Annotated in this window: 14 protein-coding genes; 7 read left to right on the top strand and 7 right to left on the bottom strand. The window is 70.4% G+C overall.

Going from position 1 to position 15,134, the window contains the following annotated elements:
* Positions 1 to 69: 69 nt before the first annotated feature.
* Together ACTWQR_RS05270 and ACTWQR_RS05265 are read right to left on the bottom strand one after the other, a co-directional pair.
* Positions 70 to 1,518, bottom strand: coding sequence for a sensor histidine kinase (locus tag ACTWQR_RS05270; protein WP_443225703.1), 1,449 nt, complete (start codon positions 1,516 to 1,518; stop codon positions 70 to 72).
* Complete coding sequence (locus ACTWQR_RS05265) at positions 1,515 to 2,204, bottom strand: response regulator transcription factor (RefSeq protein WP_443225702.1); 690 nt, start codon at positions 2,202 to 2,204, stop codon at positions 1,515 to 1,517. The genes ACTWQR_RS05270 and ACTWQR_RS05265 overlap by 4 nt, the downstream gene beginning before the upstream one ends.
* A gap of 152 nt (positions 2,205 to 2,356) precedes the next feature.
* On the opposite strand from ACTWQR_RS05265, the gene ACTWQR_RS05260 reads away from it, so the two are divergent.
* From ACTWQR_RS05260 to ACTWQR_RS05240, 5 genes are all read left to right on the top strand, one after another.
* Positions 2,357 to 3,697, top strand: a complete 1,341-nt coding sequence (locus ACTWQR_RS05260; RefSeq protein ID WP_443225701.1) for a ferredoxin reductase family protein — start codon at positions 2,357 to 2,359, stop codon at positions 3,695 to 3,697.
* Positions 3,698 to 4,056: 359 nt separating this feature from the next.
* A complete protein-coding gene (locus ACTWQR_RS05255) occupies positions 4,057 to 4,479 on the top strand; it encodes an FMN-binding protein (RefSeq protein ID WP_443225700.1) in 423 nt (140 codons plus the stop codon).
* A 4-nt stretch (positions 4,480 to 4,483) separates the two neighbouring features.
* Positions 4,484 to 5,227, top strand: coding sequence for an FAD:protein FMN transferase (locus ACTWQR_RS05250; protein WP_443225699.1), 744 nt, complete (start codon positions 4,484 to 4,486; stop codon positions 5,225 to 5,227).
* 276 nt (positions 5,228 to 5,503) lie between these two features.
* The gene (locus ACTWQR_RS05245; protein WP_443225698.1) at positions 5,504 to 6,154 is read left to right on the top strand and encodes a GntR family transcriptional regulator; all 651 of its coding nucleotides are present in this window, start codon (positions 5,504 to 5,506) and stop codon (positions 6,152 to 6,154) included.
* Positions 6,155 to 6,415: 261 nt separating this feature from the next.
* The gene (locus tag ACTWQR_RS05240; RefSeq protein ID WP_443225697.1) at positions 6,416 to 7,558 is read left to right on the top strand and encodes a 4-oxalomesaconate tautomerase; all 1,143 of its coding nucleotides are present in this window, start codon (positions 6,416 to 6,418) and stop codon (positions 7,556 to 7,558) included.
* 310 nt (positions 7,559 to 7,868) lie between these two features.
* Here ACTWQR_RS05240 and ACTWQR_RS05235 read toward each other — a convergent pair whose 3' ends face one another.
* The 5 genes from ACTWQR_RS05235 to ACTWQR_RS05215 all read right to left on the bottom strand — a co-directional run bounded on the left by ACTWQR_RS05235 (position 7,869) and on the right by ACTWQR_RS05215 (position 12,957).
* On the bottom strand, positions 7,869 to 8,807 hold the full coding sequence (locus tag ACTWQR_RS05235; RefSeq protein WP_443225696.1) for an alpha/beta hydrolase: 939 nt from the start codon (positions 8,805 to 8,807) through the stop codon (positions 7,869 to 7,871).
* Positions 8,808 to 8,979: 172 nt separating this feature from the next.
* Positions 8,980 to 9,627: a response regulator gene (locus tag ACTWQR_RS05230; RefSeq protein WP_443225695.1), complete on the bottom strand. Its 648-nt coding sequence runs from the start codon at positions 9,625 to 9,627 to the stop codon at positions 8,980 to 8,982.
* On the bottom strand, positions 9,624 to 10,874 hold the full coding sequence (locus tag ACTWQR_RS05225; RefSeq protein WP_443225694.1) for a histidine kinase: 1,251 nt from the start codon (positions 10,872 to 10,874) through the stop codon (positions 9,624 to 9,626). The genes ACTWQR_RS05230 and ACTWQR_RS05225 overlap by 4 nt, the downstream gene beginning before the upstream one ends.
* 149 nt (positions 10,875 to 11,023) lie before the next feature.
* The gene (locus ACTWQR_RS05220; RefSeq protein WP_443225693.1) at positions 11,024 to 12,169 is read right to left on the bottom strand and encodes an ABC transporter substrate-binding protein; all 1,146 of its coding nucleotides are present in this window, start codon (positions 12,167 to 12,169) and stop codon (positions 11,024 to 11,026) included.
* Between the two features lie 164 nt (positions 12,170 to 12,333).
* Complete coding sequence (locus ACTWQR_RS05215; protein WP_443225692.1) at positions 12,334 to 12,957, bottom strand: TetR-like C-terminal domain-containing protein; 624 nt, start codon at positions 12,955 to 12,957, stop codon at positions 12,334 to 12,336.
* Positions 12,958 to 13,171: 214 nt separating this feature from the next.
* Here ACTWQR_RS05215 and ACTWQR_RS05210 point away from each other — a divergent pair, with 214 nt between their 5' ends.
* On the top strand, positions 13,172 to 13,816 hold the full coding sequence (locus ACTWQR_RS05210) for a TetR/AcrR family transcriptional regulator (RefSeq protein WP_443225691.1): 645 nt from the start codon (positions 13,172 to 13,174) through the stop codon (positions 13,814 to 13,816).
* 200 nt (positions 13,817 to 14,016) lie between these two features.
* Positions 14,017 to 15,084 (top strand): LacI family DNA-binding transcriptional regulator, encoded by a 1,068-nt coding sequence (locus tag ACTWQR_RS05205; RefSeq protein ID WP_443225690.1) that lies wholly within the window; start codon positions 14,017 to 14,019, stop codon positions 15,082 to 15,084.
* Positions 15,085 to 15,134: the final 50 nt, after the last annotated feature.

Below are 15,134 nucleotides of genomic sequence, written 5' to 3'. Positions count from 1 at the left end.
TCTCGCCACGCAGGTCGCGATCGAGCTCCTCACGGCGCTGTGTATCGCGAGGGGTGAGCCGACGGACGCCTATGCCCGGACCAGCGGGATCCTCATCGTGAAGGTCGTCGAGCCCGGTCGGCTGGTCAGCTCGATGGTGCCGCCGTGCGCGCGCACCAGTGACCGCGCGACCGCGAGGCCCAGGCCGCTGCCGCCCCGGTCGCGGGTGCGTGCCTTGTCGACGCGGTAGAAGCGGTCGAAGACCCGCTCCTGGTCGGCGGCCGGGATGCCCGGTCCGGAGTCGGTGACCCGCACCACGGCCACACCGGACTGGACGGACACCTCCACGCACACCTTGGTACCGGCCGGGGTGTGCACGGCGGCGTTGGCGAGCAGGTTGTCCAGCACCTGCCGGATCCGCAGGAGGTCGAGCCGCATTGGCACCGGGCCGCGACAGGACTCCACGGTCAGCGGATGATCCGCCCGGCCGGCGCGGAACGCGTCCGCCGCCTGGCACACCAGCTCCACCAGGTCCGCGTCCGCCAGCCGCAGCGGTGCCTCCACCTCGGCGGCGTCCAGGCGGGCGAGCAGCAGCAGGTCGTCGAGGAGCACGCCCATCCTGGCCGCCTCGGCCCGCAGACGGGCCAGGTGCTTGTCCCGTTCCTCGGGCTCGTTGGCCGCCGCGTACTGGAACAGGTCCGCGTAGCCGCGTACCGACATCAGGGGCGTACGCAACTCGTGCGACGCGTCCGCGACGAAACGGCGCAGCCGCTGTTCGGCCTCCGTGCGGACGGCCAGCGAATCGTCGATGTGTTCCAGCATGGTGTTGAACGCGGTGCGCAGCTCCTCGACCTCCGGGCCGCCGTTCGCACGGTCGGCGCGTACCGGCAGCCGCGCCGAGTCGGTGAAGTCGTGCGAGGTGATGTCGCGTGCCGTGTGCGCCATGTCGCTGAGCGGCCGCAGGCCTCGCCGCAGCACGGCACGGCCGAACACCACGAGCCCCACCAGCGCGACCGTGAACGCGATGACCTGGACCGTGGCCAACTGGTCCATGGTGTTCTCGATGTCCCCCATGGGCGCCGCGGTGACCAGGACCACGCCGGGCTCGGCCTCGCAGGCGCGGAGCCGGTACGTGCCCTTCCCCTTGAGCTGCGCGGTGCGGAAGATGGGGTCGGAGCCCGTGGTCCGCAGCGCCGCGGCGACTGTGGCGAGTTCCTCTGCGTCCGCCGGCACGTCGGCGGGCCTGCGGAGCACGGTCCTGCCGCCGGCCGAGACCTCGTACGAGGCGGTGTACCAGCCGTAGTACGGCTTCCCCTGCACGGTGCCGTAGTCCACGACGTCCTTGGACTGGGCGATCTGGACGTGCGTCATCTGGCTGCTCAGCTGTCGCTCCAGGTACTCCCGCATGTACGTCGACAGTGCCGCCCCGACGACGGCGAACACGACCAGTGAGAGCACACCCATGCCCAGCGCCAGCCGGGTGCCCAGGCGAAGTCTGCGGTAGGTCTCCCGCGCACGACCGATCGCGCGGCCGATCACTCGGTGACCTGCCGCACCACGTACCCGACGCCCCGCACGGTGTGGATCAACGGCTCGCCACTGTCGTCGAGTTTGCGGCGCAGGCGGCTGACCACCAGCTCCACGACGTTCGAGCGGCCTCCGAAGCCGTACTCCCACACGTGGTCCAGGATCTGGGCCTTGGTCAGCACGGTCGGCGACTTGCGCATCAGGTAGCGCAACACCTCGTACTCGGTCGGGGTGAGCGTGAGCAGCCGGTCGTCACGCCGCACCTCACGGGTGTCCTCGTCCATCGTCAGGTCCGCCACCCTGAGCACGGACCGCTGGAACCCGGGCCCCGCACTGCGACGCAGCACGGTCCGCAGCCGAGCCATTAGCTCCTCCACCGCGAACGGCTTGACCAGGTAGTCGTCACCGCCCCTGGTCAGCCCCGCGACCCGGTCGGCGACGCCGTCCCGGGCGGTGAGGAACACCACGGGCACCATCGTCCCGGACAGCCGTAGCCGGTCGAGGACGGCGAAGCCGTCAAGGCCCGGCAGCATCAGGTCGAGCACCACGATGTCCGGGTGAAAGTCGGCGGCGCGGAGCAGCGCCTCCTCGCCGGAGTTGGCGGTGACCGCCTCCCAGCCCTCGTAGCGGGCAACCGTCGCGACCAGGTCGGCGATGGGCGGATCGTCGTCCACGACGAGAAGTCGTACCTTTTCCACGTGCCCATAGTGCTTCACGTGCCTCCTCACGCCATACCCGCCCGCCCCTCAACGCCACATCGATAACCACTTGAAAGTTAACCGACAGGCAAACGACAGCTCCCGCCAGGCAGGCTCGGAGTCCCAGGACCCGGATCAAGGAGTTGCCGTCCGTGACGACTGTCCAGACGACCGTCCCCCCACCTCCCACGGCGGTGCGCCCCAAGGTGGTGGCCCGCGCCGGCCTGTACGCCCTGCTCGCCGCGAACGCGGCCGTGGTGACCGTGTTCTTCGCGCAGGCCGGGTTCGCCTCGAACGCGCTCATCGTGCTGGGCCGGCTGGCCGGGCTGTACGGCGCGCTCCTGATGGCGTTCCAGCTGCTCCTGGTCGCCCGACTGCCTTGGCTCGACCGTCGCATCGGCATGGACCGGCTGACCTCCTGGCACCGCTGGGTCGGCTTCGGCCTGCTGTGGACGCTGCTGAGCCACGCCGTGTTCATCACCTTCGGCTACGCCCAGTCGTCCTCGATGAATCCCGTGAACCAACTGATCGACCTCGCCGAGACCGTCGAGGGCGTGCTGCGCGCGATCGTCGCGCTGTGTCTGATCTTCGTGATCGGCGCCGTCTCGGCCCGCTACGCCCGCCGCCGGCTCTCGTACGAGACATGGCACTTCATCCACCTGTACACCTACGTCGCGGTGGTGCTGGCCTTCACGCACCAGGTCGCGGCAGGTACGACCTTCAACTCGTCGTCCGCGGCCAAGACGTACTGGTACGTCCTTTGGGGAGTGGCGCTCGGCTCGGTGCTCCTTGGCCGGCTGGTGCTCCCGCTGTGGCGTAACCTGCGGCACCAGCTGCGGGTCTCGGCCGTCGTCCCCGAGTCCGACAACGTCGTGTCCGTCTACATCACGGGGCGCGACCTGGACCGGCTCCCGGCACGAGCGGGCCAGTTCTTCCTGTGGCGGTTCCTGACCAAGGACCGCTGGTGGCAGGCCAACCCGTTCTCGCTGTCGGCGGCGCCGGACGGCCGGACGCTCCGGCTCACCGCCAAGACGGCGGGCGACGGCACCGCGGCCCTGCGCCATCTGAAGGTGGGCACGCGGGTCTTCGCCGAGGGACCCTACGGCGCCTTCACCACCCTGCACCGCACCCGCCCCGACTCGCTGCTCATAGCCGGCGGCGTCGGCATCACCCCGATCCGGGCCCTGCTCGAAGAACTGCACGGTCACTCGGTGCTCATCTACCGCGTGGCGACCGACCAGGACGCCGTCCTCTACGACGAGCTGCGGGAACTCGCCCACGCCAAGGGCGCCCACCTGCACCTGGTGACCGGACCGGCGACCCCGGACAAGCTGGCGCCGAACGAGCTCTCGATCCTCGTGCCGGACGTGGCCGAGCGGGACGTCTTCGTATGCGGACCGCCCGGAATGACCGGCGCCGTCCTGCGCACTCTGCGTGAGCTGGACGTGCCCAAGTCGCAGATCCACTTCGAGCGCTTCAGCCTGGCGGGATGAGAGAGACACCGTCACCTTCTCGGCCGCGAAGCGACCGAGCTCATGCGCTCAGCCGTCCACACCTCGTCGCGCTCCCGACTGCCCCCTACGACAGGGCGGTCACCGGTCGCATCCACCGCATGACGGCTGGACCGCCAAGCGGTGCGGGACCGGTGACAAGGCCCCACGCCAGGAAAGTCCTGGCGACATCGATCCGGTCGACACCACGTACAACCGTCTCCCCGGCCAGGCCGGTTCGTGCCTTCAAGGGTTCACGGAACGACTGGGCCATCGTACGGAGACGCTGCGGCGCTACGCGTCGCTTGTTCGAGATCCATTCCTCCCCGGCCTGAAGGCCGGGACCTCCTGGAAGGAACAAGGTGAAACGAGCACTGCCTATTCTGGTCCTGACTGTCGCGGGCCTGATCCCGGTGTGGCGCTACGCACCGTCGAGTGGCACGACGTCCACCACCGAGGTCGCCGCGCCGGCCCCGGCCCCCTCGCCGACCTCCTCGTCCTCGTCGTCAGCCGGGTCTGGCGACGCCTCGCAGGTCGTCCAGGGCAGCACGGTCAACACCGAGAAGGGTGCCGTGCAGGTGGAGGTGACCTTCGAGGGCGACAAGATCAGCTCCGTACGCATGCTCCAGCAGCCGAACCACCCGCAGACCACGGCCGCCGTTCCGAAGCTGATCGCGGAGACGCTCGAGGCGCAGAGCGCCGACATCGACGCGGTGTCCGGCGCCACGATCACCAGCGAGGGATATGTCGATTCGCTCCAGGCCGCCATCGACGCGAAGGCCTGAGGAAGTGCGCCGAGTCGAGCACATCATGGGGCTGCCGATCTCGCTGAGGATCGACGGCGAGGACGTCGAGGGGGACGGCGACGGGGGCACCTCCATGGCCGCGGACCAGGCGTTCGCCTGGCTTCGCGAGGTCGACGCTCGGTTCAGCCCCTTCCTCCCCGACAGCGAGGTGTCCCGGCTGGACCGGGGAGAGCTCGAACTCCACGAGCTCAGCCCGGACTTGGTCGAGGTCCTCGACCTGTGCGAGCAGTACCGGGTCGCGAGCGGGGGCGCGTTCCAGGTGCGGATGCCCGGTCGCGGGCTCGATCCCTGCGCGATGGTCAAGGGCTGGGCGGTGCAGCGGGCCGGCGACCTGCTCCGCGCCGAGGGCGTGACGACGTTCTGCCTCAACGCGGGAGGCGACGTGGTCTCGGCCGGCCGGCCGTGGCGGGTGGGCGTGCGGCACCCGGAGCAGGCTGATCAGCTGTGCACCGTGCTGGAGATCGCCGACGGGGCGGTGGCGACCTCCGCGCGGTACGAACGGGGTGACCACATTCTCGACGGGCGCACCGGCCGCCCGGCGACCGGACTGCTCAGCATGACCGTCGTGGCCTCGTCCCTGACCGAGGCGGACGCGACGGCGACCGCGGCGTTCGCGATGGGCGTGGAGGGGATCGACTGGGCCGCCGCGCGCGAGGGCTGCGAAGTGTTCGCGGTGGACGCCGAGCGGCGGGTGCTCCGTACGCCTGGGTTCCCCGTGGCGGCCTGACCGCCCGCGATCGTCGTCGTACGACGGCCTTCGTACGACGGCCTTCGTACGACGGCCTTCGTACGGCGACCTTTGTGCGGCGACCTTTGTGCGGTGTCTTCCCCGCGGCCTCCTGAGGGGCCCTGGTCCGCCTCGGCGGATATCAGGGCCCTCGATGTCGTGAGGTCCTGACCCGTAGCCGTCGCTGCAGCCTGTCGGCAACATAGGGGACAAAATTGTTGACAATCTTGTTCCACTGGTTTTAGCTTCGACAGGCACTCATTCAGGGGGGAGCACATGCCGAAACAAGCTCGTCCGAGCACCGGAGAGCAGGCCAGGCAACACGCACTGGTGCAGCTGCGGCAGGCGATTCTGGGCGGCGAGATGGCACCGGCCCAGCGGCTGGTGGAGAACGAACTCGCTGAGCAGTTCGGTGTGACACGGGCCAGTGTCCGGGCGGCGCTGATCGAGCTGGAGTCGGAGGGGCTGGTCGAGCGGATCCTCAACCGCGGTTCGCGGGTGCGGGTGGTGACGGTGGAGGAAGCCATCGCCATCACCGAGTGCCGCATGGTCCTCGAAGGGCTGTGCGCGGCCAAGGCGGCCGTCGCGGCCAGTGGCGAGCAGCTGACCGAGCTGTCGGACCTCGGCGCGGCGATGTCCAAGGCCGTCGCCGACGGAGAGCCGGTGACCTACTCCGACCTCAACCACCAACTGCACGCCCGCATAAGGCGGATCTCCGGCCAGCAGACGGCCGTGGAGCTGCTGGAGCGGCTCAACGCGCAGCTGGTGCGGCACCGTTTCCAGCTCGCGCTGCGACCGGGGCGCCCCCAGAAGTCCCTGAGTGAGCATCTGGCCATGATCGACGCGATCAAGGCCCGGGACCCGCAGGCGGCCGAAGCCGCCGTCCGTGCCCACCTCGCGGGAGTGATCGACGCGTTGCGCGAATGACACCGCGGGGGATGGGCCAACTGGCCTGTCCATCAAGGAGATTGCAGCAATGACGCACGGTGAGGCGCCCGCGCCGGCCATCCCACGATCGAAGCCTGTCATCGCCGCGCCCGCCCGGGACGTCCTGCGGTGGGCCGGGGCACCCATCACCCCCGCCGCCTCCCGAGGAGGGAAGGTCACCGTCGGGTGCCTGACCTGTCAGTCGTACGAGGACCACCAGCGAGGCCTGCGAAACTTCGGGGCCCGGGCCGGAGTGGGGTCGTGACGGGCAACGAGTCGGTGCGCTGCATGCTCATGCGCGGTGGCACCTCCAAGGGCGCCTACTTCCTGGCCGAGGACCTGCCCGCCGACCCCGCCGTACGCGACGACCTGTTGCTGCGCGTCATGGGTAGCCCCGACCCGCGCCAGATCGACGGCCTGGGCGGGGCGCATCCCCTCACCAGCAAGGTGGCCGTGGTCTCCGTATCGGCCGTCCCCGAGGCGGACGTCGACTACCTGTTCCTCCAAGTCGGCGTCGACGCAGCGGAGGTGAGTGACCGTCAGAACTGCGGCAACCTGCTCGCCGGAGTCGGTCCCTTCGCCGTCGAACGCGGACTGGTCATCCCGGGCGACGGAGAGACGTCCGTACGGATCCGCATGCTCAACACAGGGGACCTCGCCATCGCGGCCTTCCCCACCCCCGACCGGCGCGTCGCCTACACCGGCTCCGCCGAGATCTCCGGCGTGCCGGGGACCGCCGCACCCGTGGTGATCGAATTCCCGCCGGGCAGCAGCCCGTTGCTGCCCACCGGTCACGTCCGCGACATCGTCGCGGACGTGCCCGTCACCTGCGTGGACAACGGCATGCCGACCGTACTGATCGCCGCGCCCTCCCTTGACGGCACCGGCTACGAAACGCCCGGGGACCTGGAGGAGAACCAGGCCCTCGCCGATCGGCTCCGGGAGATCCGGCTGGCGGCCGGCAAGTTGATGGGTCTCGGCGACGTCGAAGGCACCACCGTGCCCAAACTCAGCCTGCTCGCGCCGCCGTTGGCCGGGGGAGCGGTTATGACCCGCACCTTCATCCCGGTGCGCTGCCACACCTCCATCGGTGTCCTGGGCGCCGCGAGCGTCGCCGCCGGGTTGCGCGTCGAGGGCGGCGTCGGCCAGGACGTGGCACGCCTGCCCGCGCAAGGGGACCGGCTGCGCATCGAGCACCCCACCGGATTCCTCGACATCGAGACGACCATCGAGACGAACGCCGAGATGAACATCGACACGGACGCCGAGACGGACGGCAAGGCGGACATCGAGACGAGCGTCGAGTCCGACGCCGCGGGCGATGTCCCGGTGGCCCGGCGCACCGCCGTCGTACGCACCGCACGAAAGATCTTCGACGGCACGGTCTTCCCCCGGCAGGCCTGAGCCGCACACCACCTGTAAGGAGGCCCGCATGTCCCCGCCCCTCGGAGGCATCGCCCACCTCGGGCACGTCGAACTGCTCACCCCGGACCTGGACAGCAGCGTCCGGTTCTTCACCGACATCCTCGGCCTGACCGAGAACGGCCGCTCCGGAGACCCGCCTGGGAGCCGGTCCCGACAGATGTGCCGCGGCGGCGAGATCGCCGCCGTACCGGCACTCATCGCCGCAGCCATCGGACGGCCGCAGCCACCGGCGGACGTCATCAACGCCCGGCGGAACGTGGGCACATGGGGAAAAGGGGGACGACAGCCGTCAAGCGGCGTCGGACGGCGTCGTCTTGGCGGCCCGCCCCACATGCTCGGCGATCAGGGCATAGACCTGGCGGGCCTTCTCGATGTCCTTGCCGTCGTACCCGTGGTCGGCTCCGGTCACGTCGTAGTGCTCGACCAGTGCGCCGGCCTTCTTGAGGCGCTCCGCATAGCGCACTGCTTCCGACTTGAGGAGGTCGAACTCCGCCGTGATGACCAGGGCCGGGGCGATGCCCTCGAGATCCGTGGTGTCCGCCGGATTCGCGGGCGACACGAGAGGGTCGGCGCGCTCGCGCGGGTCCGGTACGTACGAGGCGTCGAAGATCTCCGCCATCCACGGGCGCAGCACCGGTTTGGCGATGGCGGCGCGCTTGTCCTTGGCGCTCGTCGCGAGGTCGAGTGGGGGGTAGTGGAGGACCTGCAGTGCGATCGCGGGTCCGGCCTCTTCGAGAGCCTGGCGTGCCACTGCCGCGGCCAGGCCGCCGCCGGCACTCTGACCGCCCACGGAGAGGCGGTTGCCGTCCCAGCCGTGCTGGGCACCGTGCGAGGCGACCCACTGGACGACCTCGAACGCCTGGCGGGTCGGGGCGGGGAACCGGTGCTGCGGGGCGACGACATAGTCCACGTTGATCACGGCCACACCCGCCTCGGCGGCGAGGAACCGGCAGAGCGCGTCGTCCAGCTCGGTCAGCGGCAGGACGTAGCCGCCGCCGTGGAAGTTGACGTGGACCGGCGGGGGCGGCCCCTCGGTCGGGGGCAGGTACACCATGACCCGGGCCGGGGCGACCGAGGTCGGGACCGTCAGCTCGTGTGCGTTGCGCGGGAACTCGGGGAAGGTGTCGGCCGAAGAAGCCGCCGAGCCACGCCGACTGGCCAGCAGAACGGCACGCTGCATCACCTTGGCGGCGAAGGAGGCCACCGCCGGCCGGGCCAGGATGGACATGGGGATCCCTATGGTCGAGCCATTCGATCGACAGGTTTCCTGTCGATTGGTGGGCCGAACTGTAACACGGCTCCAGCCGCGTCGGGCAAGGGGTGGGGCCAGTGAGCAGGGGCCGTAAACCCTGGTGACGGCCCGCTCGCTCGTTCCTTCGGCGGAGCCCTCGGTGGGAACCTCAGTGGAGTTCGAGGACGCCGCGGCGGACGGCCTCCGACACCGCCGACGCCCGGTTGTCGGCACCCAGCTTCCGGTAGATGCGGATGAGATGGGTCTTCACCGTCGCCTCGGTGACGAACAACTCCTGCGCGATGGCCCGATTGCTGAGGCCGTCCGCCAGCAGCCGGACCACCTCGATCTCGCGGTCGCTCAGTACCTGGTCGGGGCTGACCACCTGCCCGACGAGTTGGCCCACCACCTCCGGTGCGAGGCCCATGGTGCCGGCGGCCGCGGCACGGACCGCGCGGAAGAGCTCCTCGGGCGGGCCCGCCTTGAGGACGTAGCCGCGGGCTCCGGCCTCCATCGCGCGCACGACGTCGGCCCGCCCGCCGTAGCTGGTGAGCATGACCACGGGCATGCCCGGCGCCTGCCCGACGATCCGCCGGGTCGCCTCGATGCCGTCGATCCCGCCGCCGGGACCCGCGAGCCGCAGATCCATGAGGGTCACGTCAGGTCGCGTACGGGTGGCCAGCCGGACGGCGTCCTCGCCGCTGCCGGCCTCCGCGATGACCTCCAGGTCGGCCTCGCCGTCGAGAAGCGCCCGCAGTCCGGCGCGTACGACGGCATGATCGTCCGCGATGAGGATCCGCAGCGGTCGCTCGGTCATCCGCCGGCCACGGTGGCGAGGTCAGCGGCCGGACGCGCCACGGGCCGTGCCGCGACACCGGCCCGGACGCGGGTTCCCCGGCCGGGCGAACTGCTCACTTCGAAGGTCCCGGCACACTCGCGCAGCCGTGCCCTGGCGGCGGACAGACCGAATCCGCGCCCGCTGCCGGGGCGAGTCTTGCCCGGCTCGAAACCCCGGCCGTCGTCCCGCACTTCGAGAACCACCTGGTCTGCGTCCCCGCGGAGAGTGACCACCACCTGCGTCGCGTGGGCGTGCTCCCGTACGTTCGCCAGGGCGCCCTGAGCCACCCGCAGCAGGGCCACCGCGGTGTCCTCGGGCAGCGGGGGCGGGGGCTCGCCGACGATGCGGAAACGCACGTGGGGGGCGGTGCCGGCGGCCTGGGCGCGGACGCACAGCACGTGCAGCGCGCTCTCTAGGCCCTCCTCGGCGAGGTCCAGCGGAGTGAGATCGCCGATGATCTGCCGGGTCTCGGTCAGGTTGGCCCCGAGTGTTTCGGCGACGGCGCGTACCTGCGTGCGGGCGGCCTCCGGACGGCGGTCCCAGTCGCGCTCCGCCGCTTGGAGCAGCATCAGGCTGCCGGAGAGCTCCTGGGCCAGCGTGTCGTGCAGATCCCGGGCGATACGGGCCCGCTCGGCCTGTACCCCGGCCTCGCGCTGGCGCCTGGCCAGCGCGTCGCGGGTGCCGCGCAGTTCGTCGACGAGGCGCTGCCGGACGGCGGCCTCCCGCTGCTGGGCCCAGTAGAGGGCGACCGTGGCCCAGACGGCGGCGACGGGTGCCACCACCGCTTCGGGGCTGACCGGACTTGTCTTGTACAGGAGGGCCGCGACGAGCAAACCGGTGATCACGGCCACCGCCGCCACGGCCGACCGTCGGCCGAGCGCGCGCAGGGCGACGCAGGCCAGCGGAACCGCGGACCAGCCGTACACGCCCGTCAGCTGCTGCGGTGCGTAGAAGGTCAGCAGCGTCCACAGGAGGATGAGCACCGCAGGCCAGGCACGCACGACACCCGAGCTGAGCCGATCCTCGAATATCAGCCCGCCCGCGTACGTCATGGCCAGCAGCGCGCTGAAAGACGCGAGAAACCAGCACAACGGGCTGTTCAGCTGAATCAGCCGCGAGATGGCCCCGCCGACGGTGAGGAAGAACGCCAGATGCGGCAGATGGCGCATTTCCGGCCGGAGCCTGTGGGCCCTCACGGACACACGGACGGAGTCGGTGTCGGGCATGGAAGGGTCCTCTTCGGGCGTACGGGGCAGTCGTACAGGGCACCCGATTCTAAGCCGGTACATGTGTGGCCCATGTCAAGAGCGAAAACAGCGGGCTGCCCGTGCCGAAGCACGGGCAGCCCGCCGAACATGCCTGCTGCGCCCAGGAGTTACGCGCCGGGGCGCAGTCCGAGCGAGCCGGGCGTCGGATCGCCCTTGACCTCGCCGAAGTAGAGGGCGAAGGTCTGCTTCCACCGCTCGATCTCGGCGCGGTCGGCCATGAAGCGGGGGAAGCCGTCGACGTGCGCGTTCGGGTACTCCCAGACCGGCTTGAGCCCGCCCGCCGGGGTGACGTCGGTGCGTACCGACCAGCCGTTGAAGGCGGCCTGCTGACGGGCCGTGGACAGCTGCCAGTTCAGGTAGAGCTTGGCGGCCGTGGGGTTGGCGGCCTGCTTGAGGATCGCGGCCCGCTGGCCCCAGGCCATGAACGGGTGGCCGTCCGCGACGGCCCACTTCATGGTCGTGGAGGGCGAGATCAGCGAGCCGGAGCCGCCGACGCCGACGGCCTTGGTGCCGCCGTTGACCGCCGCGGCGGGGGTGTGACTGCCACGGGCGAACTGCACGTCCTGTGCGGCGAGCGCGGCCACCCAGTCCCAGCCGTAAGTCTTCGCGTACAGCGCGTAGAGGTAGAGGACAGCGTCGTCGTCGTGGGGGTACGACGAAGCGATTTTGCCCTGCCAGCGGGGGTCGACCAGTTCTTCCGGTGTCCTGGGTGCGTCCGCTCCGGCCGCGGCCACGCCGTACATGAAGCTGAACCCGATGACCTGGATCGCAATCCACGCGGCGTCGGGGTCCTTGAACCCGGGGTGGACGGCGGCGAAACCGGCCGGCCTGTACGACAGCAGCCGGCCCAACTTCTTCCAGCGCACGAAGTCCTGCACGGTCTGGAGCTGTACGAGGTCGGGGACCAGAGTGTCCGTCGCCAACTGGTTGTCCACGCGGACGTCGTGGTACTTGCTGTAGTCGACGATCAGCTTCAGGTCGATACCGGGAAAGCGGTTCAGGAAGGCGGCCTTGGTGGCGTCCTGCTGGGTCGCGGTGTCCCCGCCCGCGTAGATGACGAGCTTGCCGCCCTCAGCGAGCGCGGCCTGATGGAGCTCGTCGAGCGTTCTCGTCTCCTCCGGGCCGCCGGTCCTGGACCCGGCGGCGGAGGTGGCGGCCGACGCGGACTGTGCCGAGGCGCCGAGGGCCGTGATGCCGAACGCGGCACCCGCTCCGGTGGCGAGCGCTCGGCGTCGGCTGAGGAAGTGGGACATGGCTGTGCCTCTCTGATCTGCGGACCGCGGAAGGCGGGGCGTGCGGCGGCGATCACGATTCTGTTCGCCGGGCGCGGGACCGCGCGTCGTCCGTAAGCCGCAGTGGAGGGGCACAGCCGGTGGAATCTCCGTTCAACCGAACGGTTGAACCGGCGCCCCGACCGTCACCCCGTGCCCGCCGCCCCGCCTTCGGCGCGCAGCCCATGCAGGAACAAGTCGAGGAACTGCTCGCGTACGCCGAGCGCGCTGACACCGCGGAGGCGGGCGATGTGGGTGCTGAAGCCCGTGATCGAGTGGGCGAAGGCCTCGGCGGCGACGGAGCGGTCGAGGCCGGGGCGCAGCTCACCGCGCCGGTGTGCGTCGAAGAGGACGTCCTCGACGACGGCGAGGGGCTGGTCGATGCAGTCGCGCTGGAACAGGGCGTAGAGCTCGGGGTAGTCGGGGAGTTCCAGGGAGCAGCGGACCGCGATCAGCCACTGGGGACCGTCGAAGGCGTTGGCGGTCCCGTCGTACAGAATGCGCAGGTCGTTTTCGAGGCTGCCGGTGTGCGGCGCCCGAACATGTCCGCCCAGGGTGTTCAGGCCGGCCAGGATCAGATCGTTCCGCTCGGTCCAGCGGGTGTAGAGGGTCCGTTTGGCGACCTTGGCGCGCGCGGCGACGGAGTTGATGCGGAAGCCGACGATGCCGGCCTCGGCGAGTTCGTCGACGACGGCCCGCAGGATGCGGTCGTCGGCACCCGCGTCCCGGGGACGTCCCGGCTTCGCCGTGACCGGTGACGTGCTGGTCATGTGCCGCCCTTCCAGAGCTGCTCCCCGCCCAGTTTCGCAGGTGGCGTGAGGGTGGGGGGTCGGAGGGGCTCTGGGCGGCCGGCCCGGCGCCGGGCGTGCTGCGGGCTTCCCCTATTCATTCCACTACCGAAACGGTTTCGTATTCATCGATTGCCTGCTACCGTTCATCTGTACGAAACCGTACAGTTCAGGTTAGGGGTCGATGATGACAGCCGTGGCCGGGCGTTCGACGTCAGCCGCCGCAGCGGAGCCGGGAGCCGCCCCGCGGACGCGGCGCAGCCGGATCACGCCGGAGCGCGAGGCGGAAGTGTTCGGCGCCGTACTCGATCTGCTGCGTGAAGTCGGCTACGAAGCCCTCACCATGGACGCCGTCGCGACCCGCACCCGCTGCAGCAAGGCCACCCTCTACCGTCAGTGGGTGGGCAAGCCCGAGCTGGTGGCCGTGGCCGTGCGGCAGGACAAGGCCGCCGCCAGTCCCAGCGACATCGACACGGGGACCCTGCGCGGCGACTTCCACGCGATGGCGGACCAGATCGGTGACGGGCGGATGCAGAGGAACACCGAACTGATGCGGGGTCTGGTTCATGCCGCACACAGCCACCCCGATCTTCTCAAGGCGCTGCGCGAGCTGTTCATCGATCCCGAGCTGAACGGGTTCAACGCGATGATGCGCCGGGCGGTGGAACGGGGTGAAATCCCTGCGGACACCCCCGCGTTGGCGTACCTCCCGCACATGCTGGTCGGTGCCCTGATCACTCGTCCGTTGATCGAGGATCTGCTGGTCGACCGGGCCTTCTTCGTCGATTACGTCGACTCCGCGCTCCTTCCCAGCCTCGGTGTCGAAGTCTCCGCGACCTGAGCGAAGGGTTTCGAGGAGCTCGCGTGCTTCGGTCGGCAAGGCAAGCAGGGCAGTAGCGATGCCGCAGAGAGTGCCGCACAAAGTATTGACTCACGTTACGAGGCTGTGAACACTGGCCTGACTACGTAGTCACGCCGACGTTCGCGGATCTCGCGAGAGACTGACTACGTAGTCAATTCCTAAGGGTGTGAGGAGGGTTCATGGCCACCACCAGTACCGAGCCGCCGTCGCCCAGTGGTCCCGGTCGCCGCCGCCGCGGCCCCGGGATGACCGAGGTCGCCCGTGCCGCGGGGGTCTCACAGAAGACCGTGTCCCGTGTCGTCAACGGTGAGCCCCACGTCAGCGCCGACGTCCGTGACCGCGTGCTCAGCGTCATCCGTGAGCTGGACTACCGTCCGAACAACGCGGCGCGCGCCCTGCTGATGGGCAGGTACCGGCGGATCGGCGTGGTCTCCCTCGGCACCGCGCTCTACGGCCCGTCGGCTCTGCTCATCGATCTGGAGCGGGCCATGCAGCGGGCGGGCTACCTGTTCGCCGTGGCCAGCACCCTGGAGGGCCAGGGCGGCGCCGGTATCCCGGCAGCCGTGGAGTCCCTGCTGGAGCAGGGCGTCGACGGGATCGTCCTGTCGGAGCCGATCGACGACGGCACACCGCTGCGGCTGAGCGCGAACGTGCCGATGGTCAGCCTCGGCGAGAGCGTGCACCTGGCCGGCGGACCCAGCACGGTGGTCCGTGCCGACGGCGTGGCCGCGGCGCGGATCGCCACGGAACACCTGCTCGCCCTCGGGCACCGCACGGTCTGGCACATCCCCGGCCCACAGGACTGGTGGACCGCCCGCGACCGCGCCCGCGGCTGGCGCGAGGCACTGGCCGCGGCCGGAGCCCCCGAACCACCACTGCCCGCGGACGGCGACTGGACACCGGCCTCGGGATACGCCGCCGGACAGTCGCTGGCCCAAACCCCTGATGTGACCGCCGTGTTCGCCGCCAACGACGACATGGCACTCGGCGCACTGCGCGCCTTCACCGAGGCCGGCCTCACCGTGCCCGGCGACCTGAGTGTGGTCGGCTTCGACGACATCCCCGCCGCCGCCTACCTCTCCCCACCGCTCACCACCGTCCGCCAGAACTTCGCCGCCGTCGCGACCCGCGCCGTCGAGGTCCTGGTCGCCATGATCGAGGGCAGGCCCGATCCGGCCGAACCCGCCGATCTCGCGGTCGAGTTGACCGTACGAGACTCCACCGCACCCCCGCGCTCCATCCGCTGAGCGCCCCCACTCGCCCCGACCCCCAGCCACTCACCCGTCCGAACCGCTGA

This window comes from Streptomyces sp. 2A115, from assembly GCF_052245575.1.
Classification (GTDB): domain Bacteria; phylum Actinomycetota; class Actinomycetes; order Streptomycetales; family Streptomycetaceae; genus Streptomyces.
This window is presented reverse-complemented; position numbering and strand designations above follow the sequence as displayed.

Bases quoted from the DNA above. Each gene is read 5' to 3' on its own strand.
- ACTWQR_RS05245 (WP_443225698.1), top strand. From the start codon at position 5,504: ATGCCGAAACAAGCTCGTCCGAGCACCGGAGAGCAGGCCAGGCAACAC.
- ACTWQR_RS05235 (WP_443225696.1), bottom strand. From the start codon at position 8,807: ATGTCCATCCTGGCCCGGCCGGCGGTGGCCTCCTTCGCCGCCAAGGTG.
- ACTWQR_RS05230 (WP_443225695.1), bottom strand. From the start codon at position 9,627: ATGACCGAGCGACCGCTGCGGATCCTCATCGCGGACGATCATGCCGTC.
- ACTWQR_RS05225 (WP_443225694.1), bottom strand. From the start codon at position 10,874: ATGCCCGACACCGACTCCGTCCGTGTGTCCGTGAGGGCCCACAGGCTC.
- ACTWQR_RS05220 (WP_443225693.1), bottom strand. From the start codon at position 12,169: ATGTCCCACTTCCTCAGCCGACGCCGAGCGCTCGCCACCGGAGCGGGT.
- ACTWQR_RS05215 (WP_443225692.1), bottom strand. From the start codon at position 12,957: ATGACCAGCACGTCACCGGTCACGGCGAAGCCGGGACGTCCCCGGGAC.
- ACTWQR_RS05205 (WP_443225690.1), top strand. From the start codon at position 14,017: ATGGCCACCACCAGTACCGAGCCGCCGTCGCCCAGTGGTCCCGGTCGC.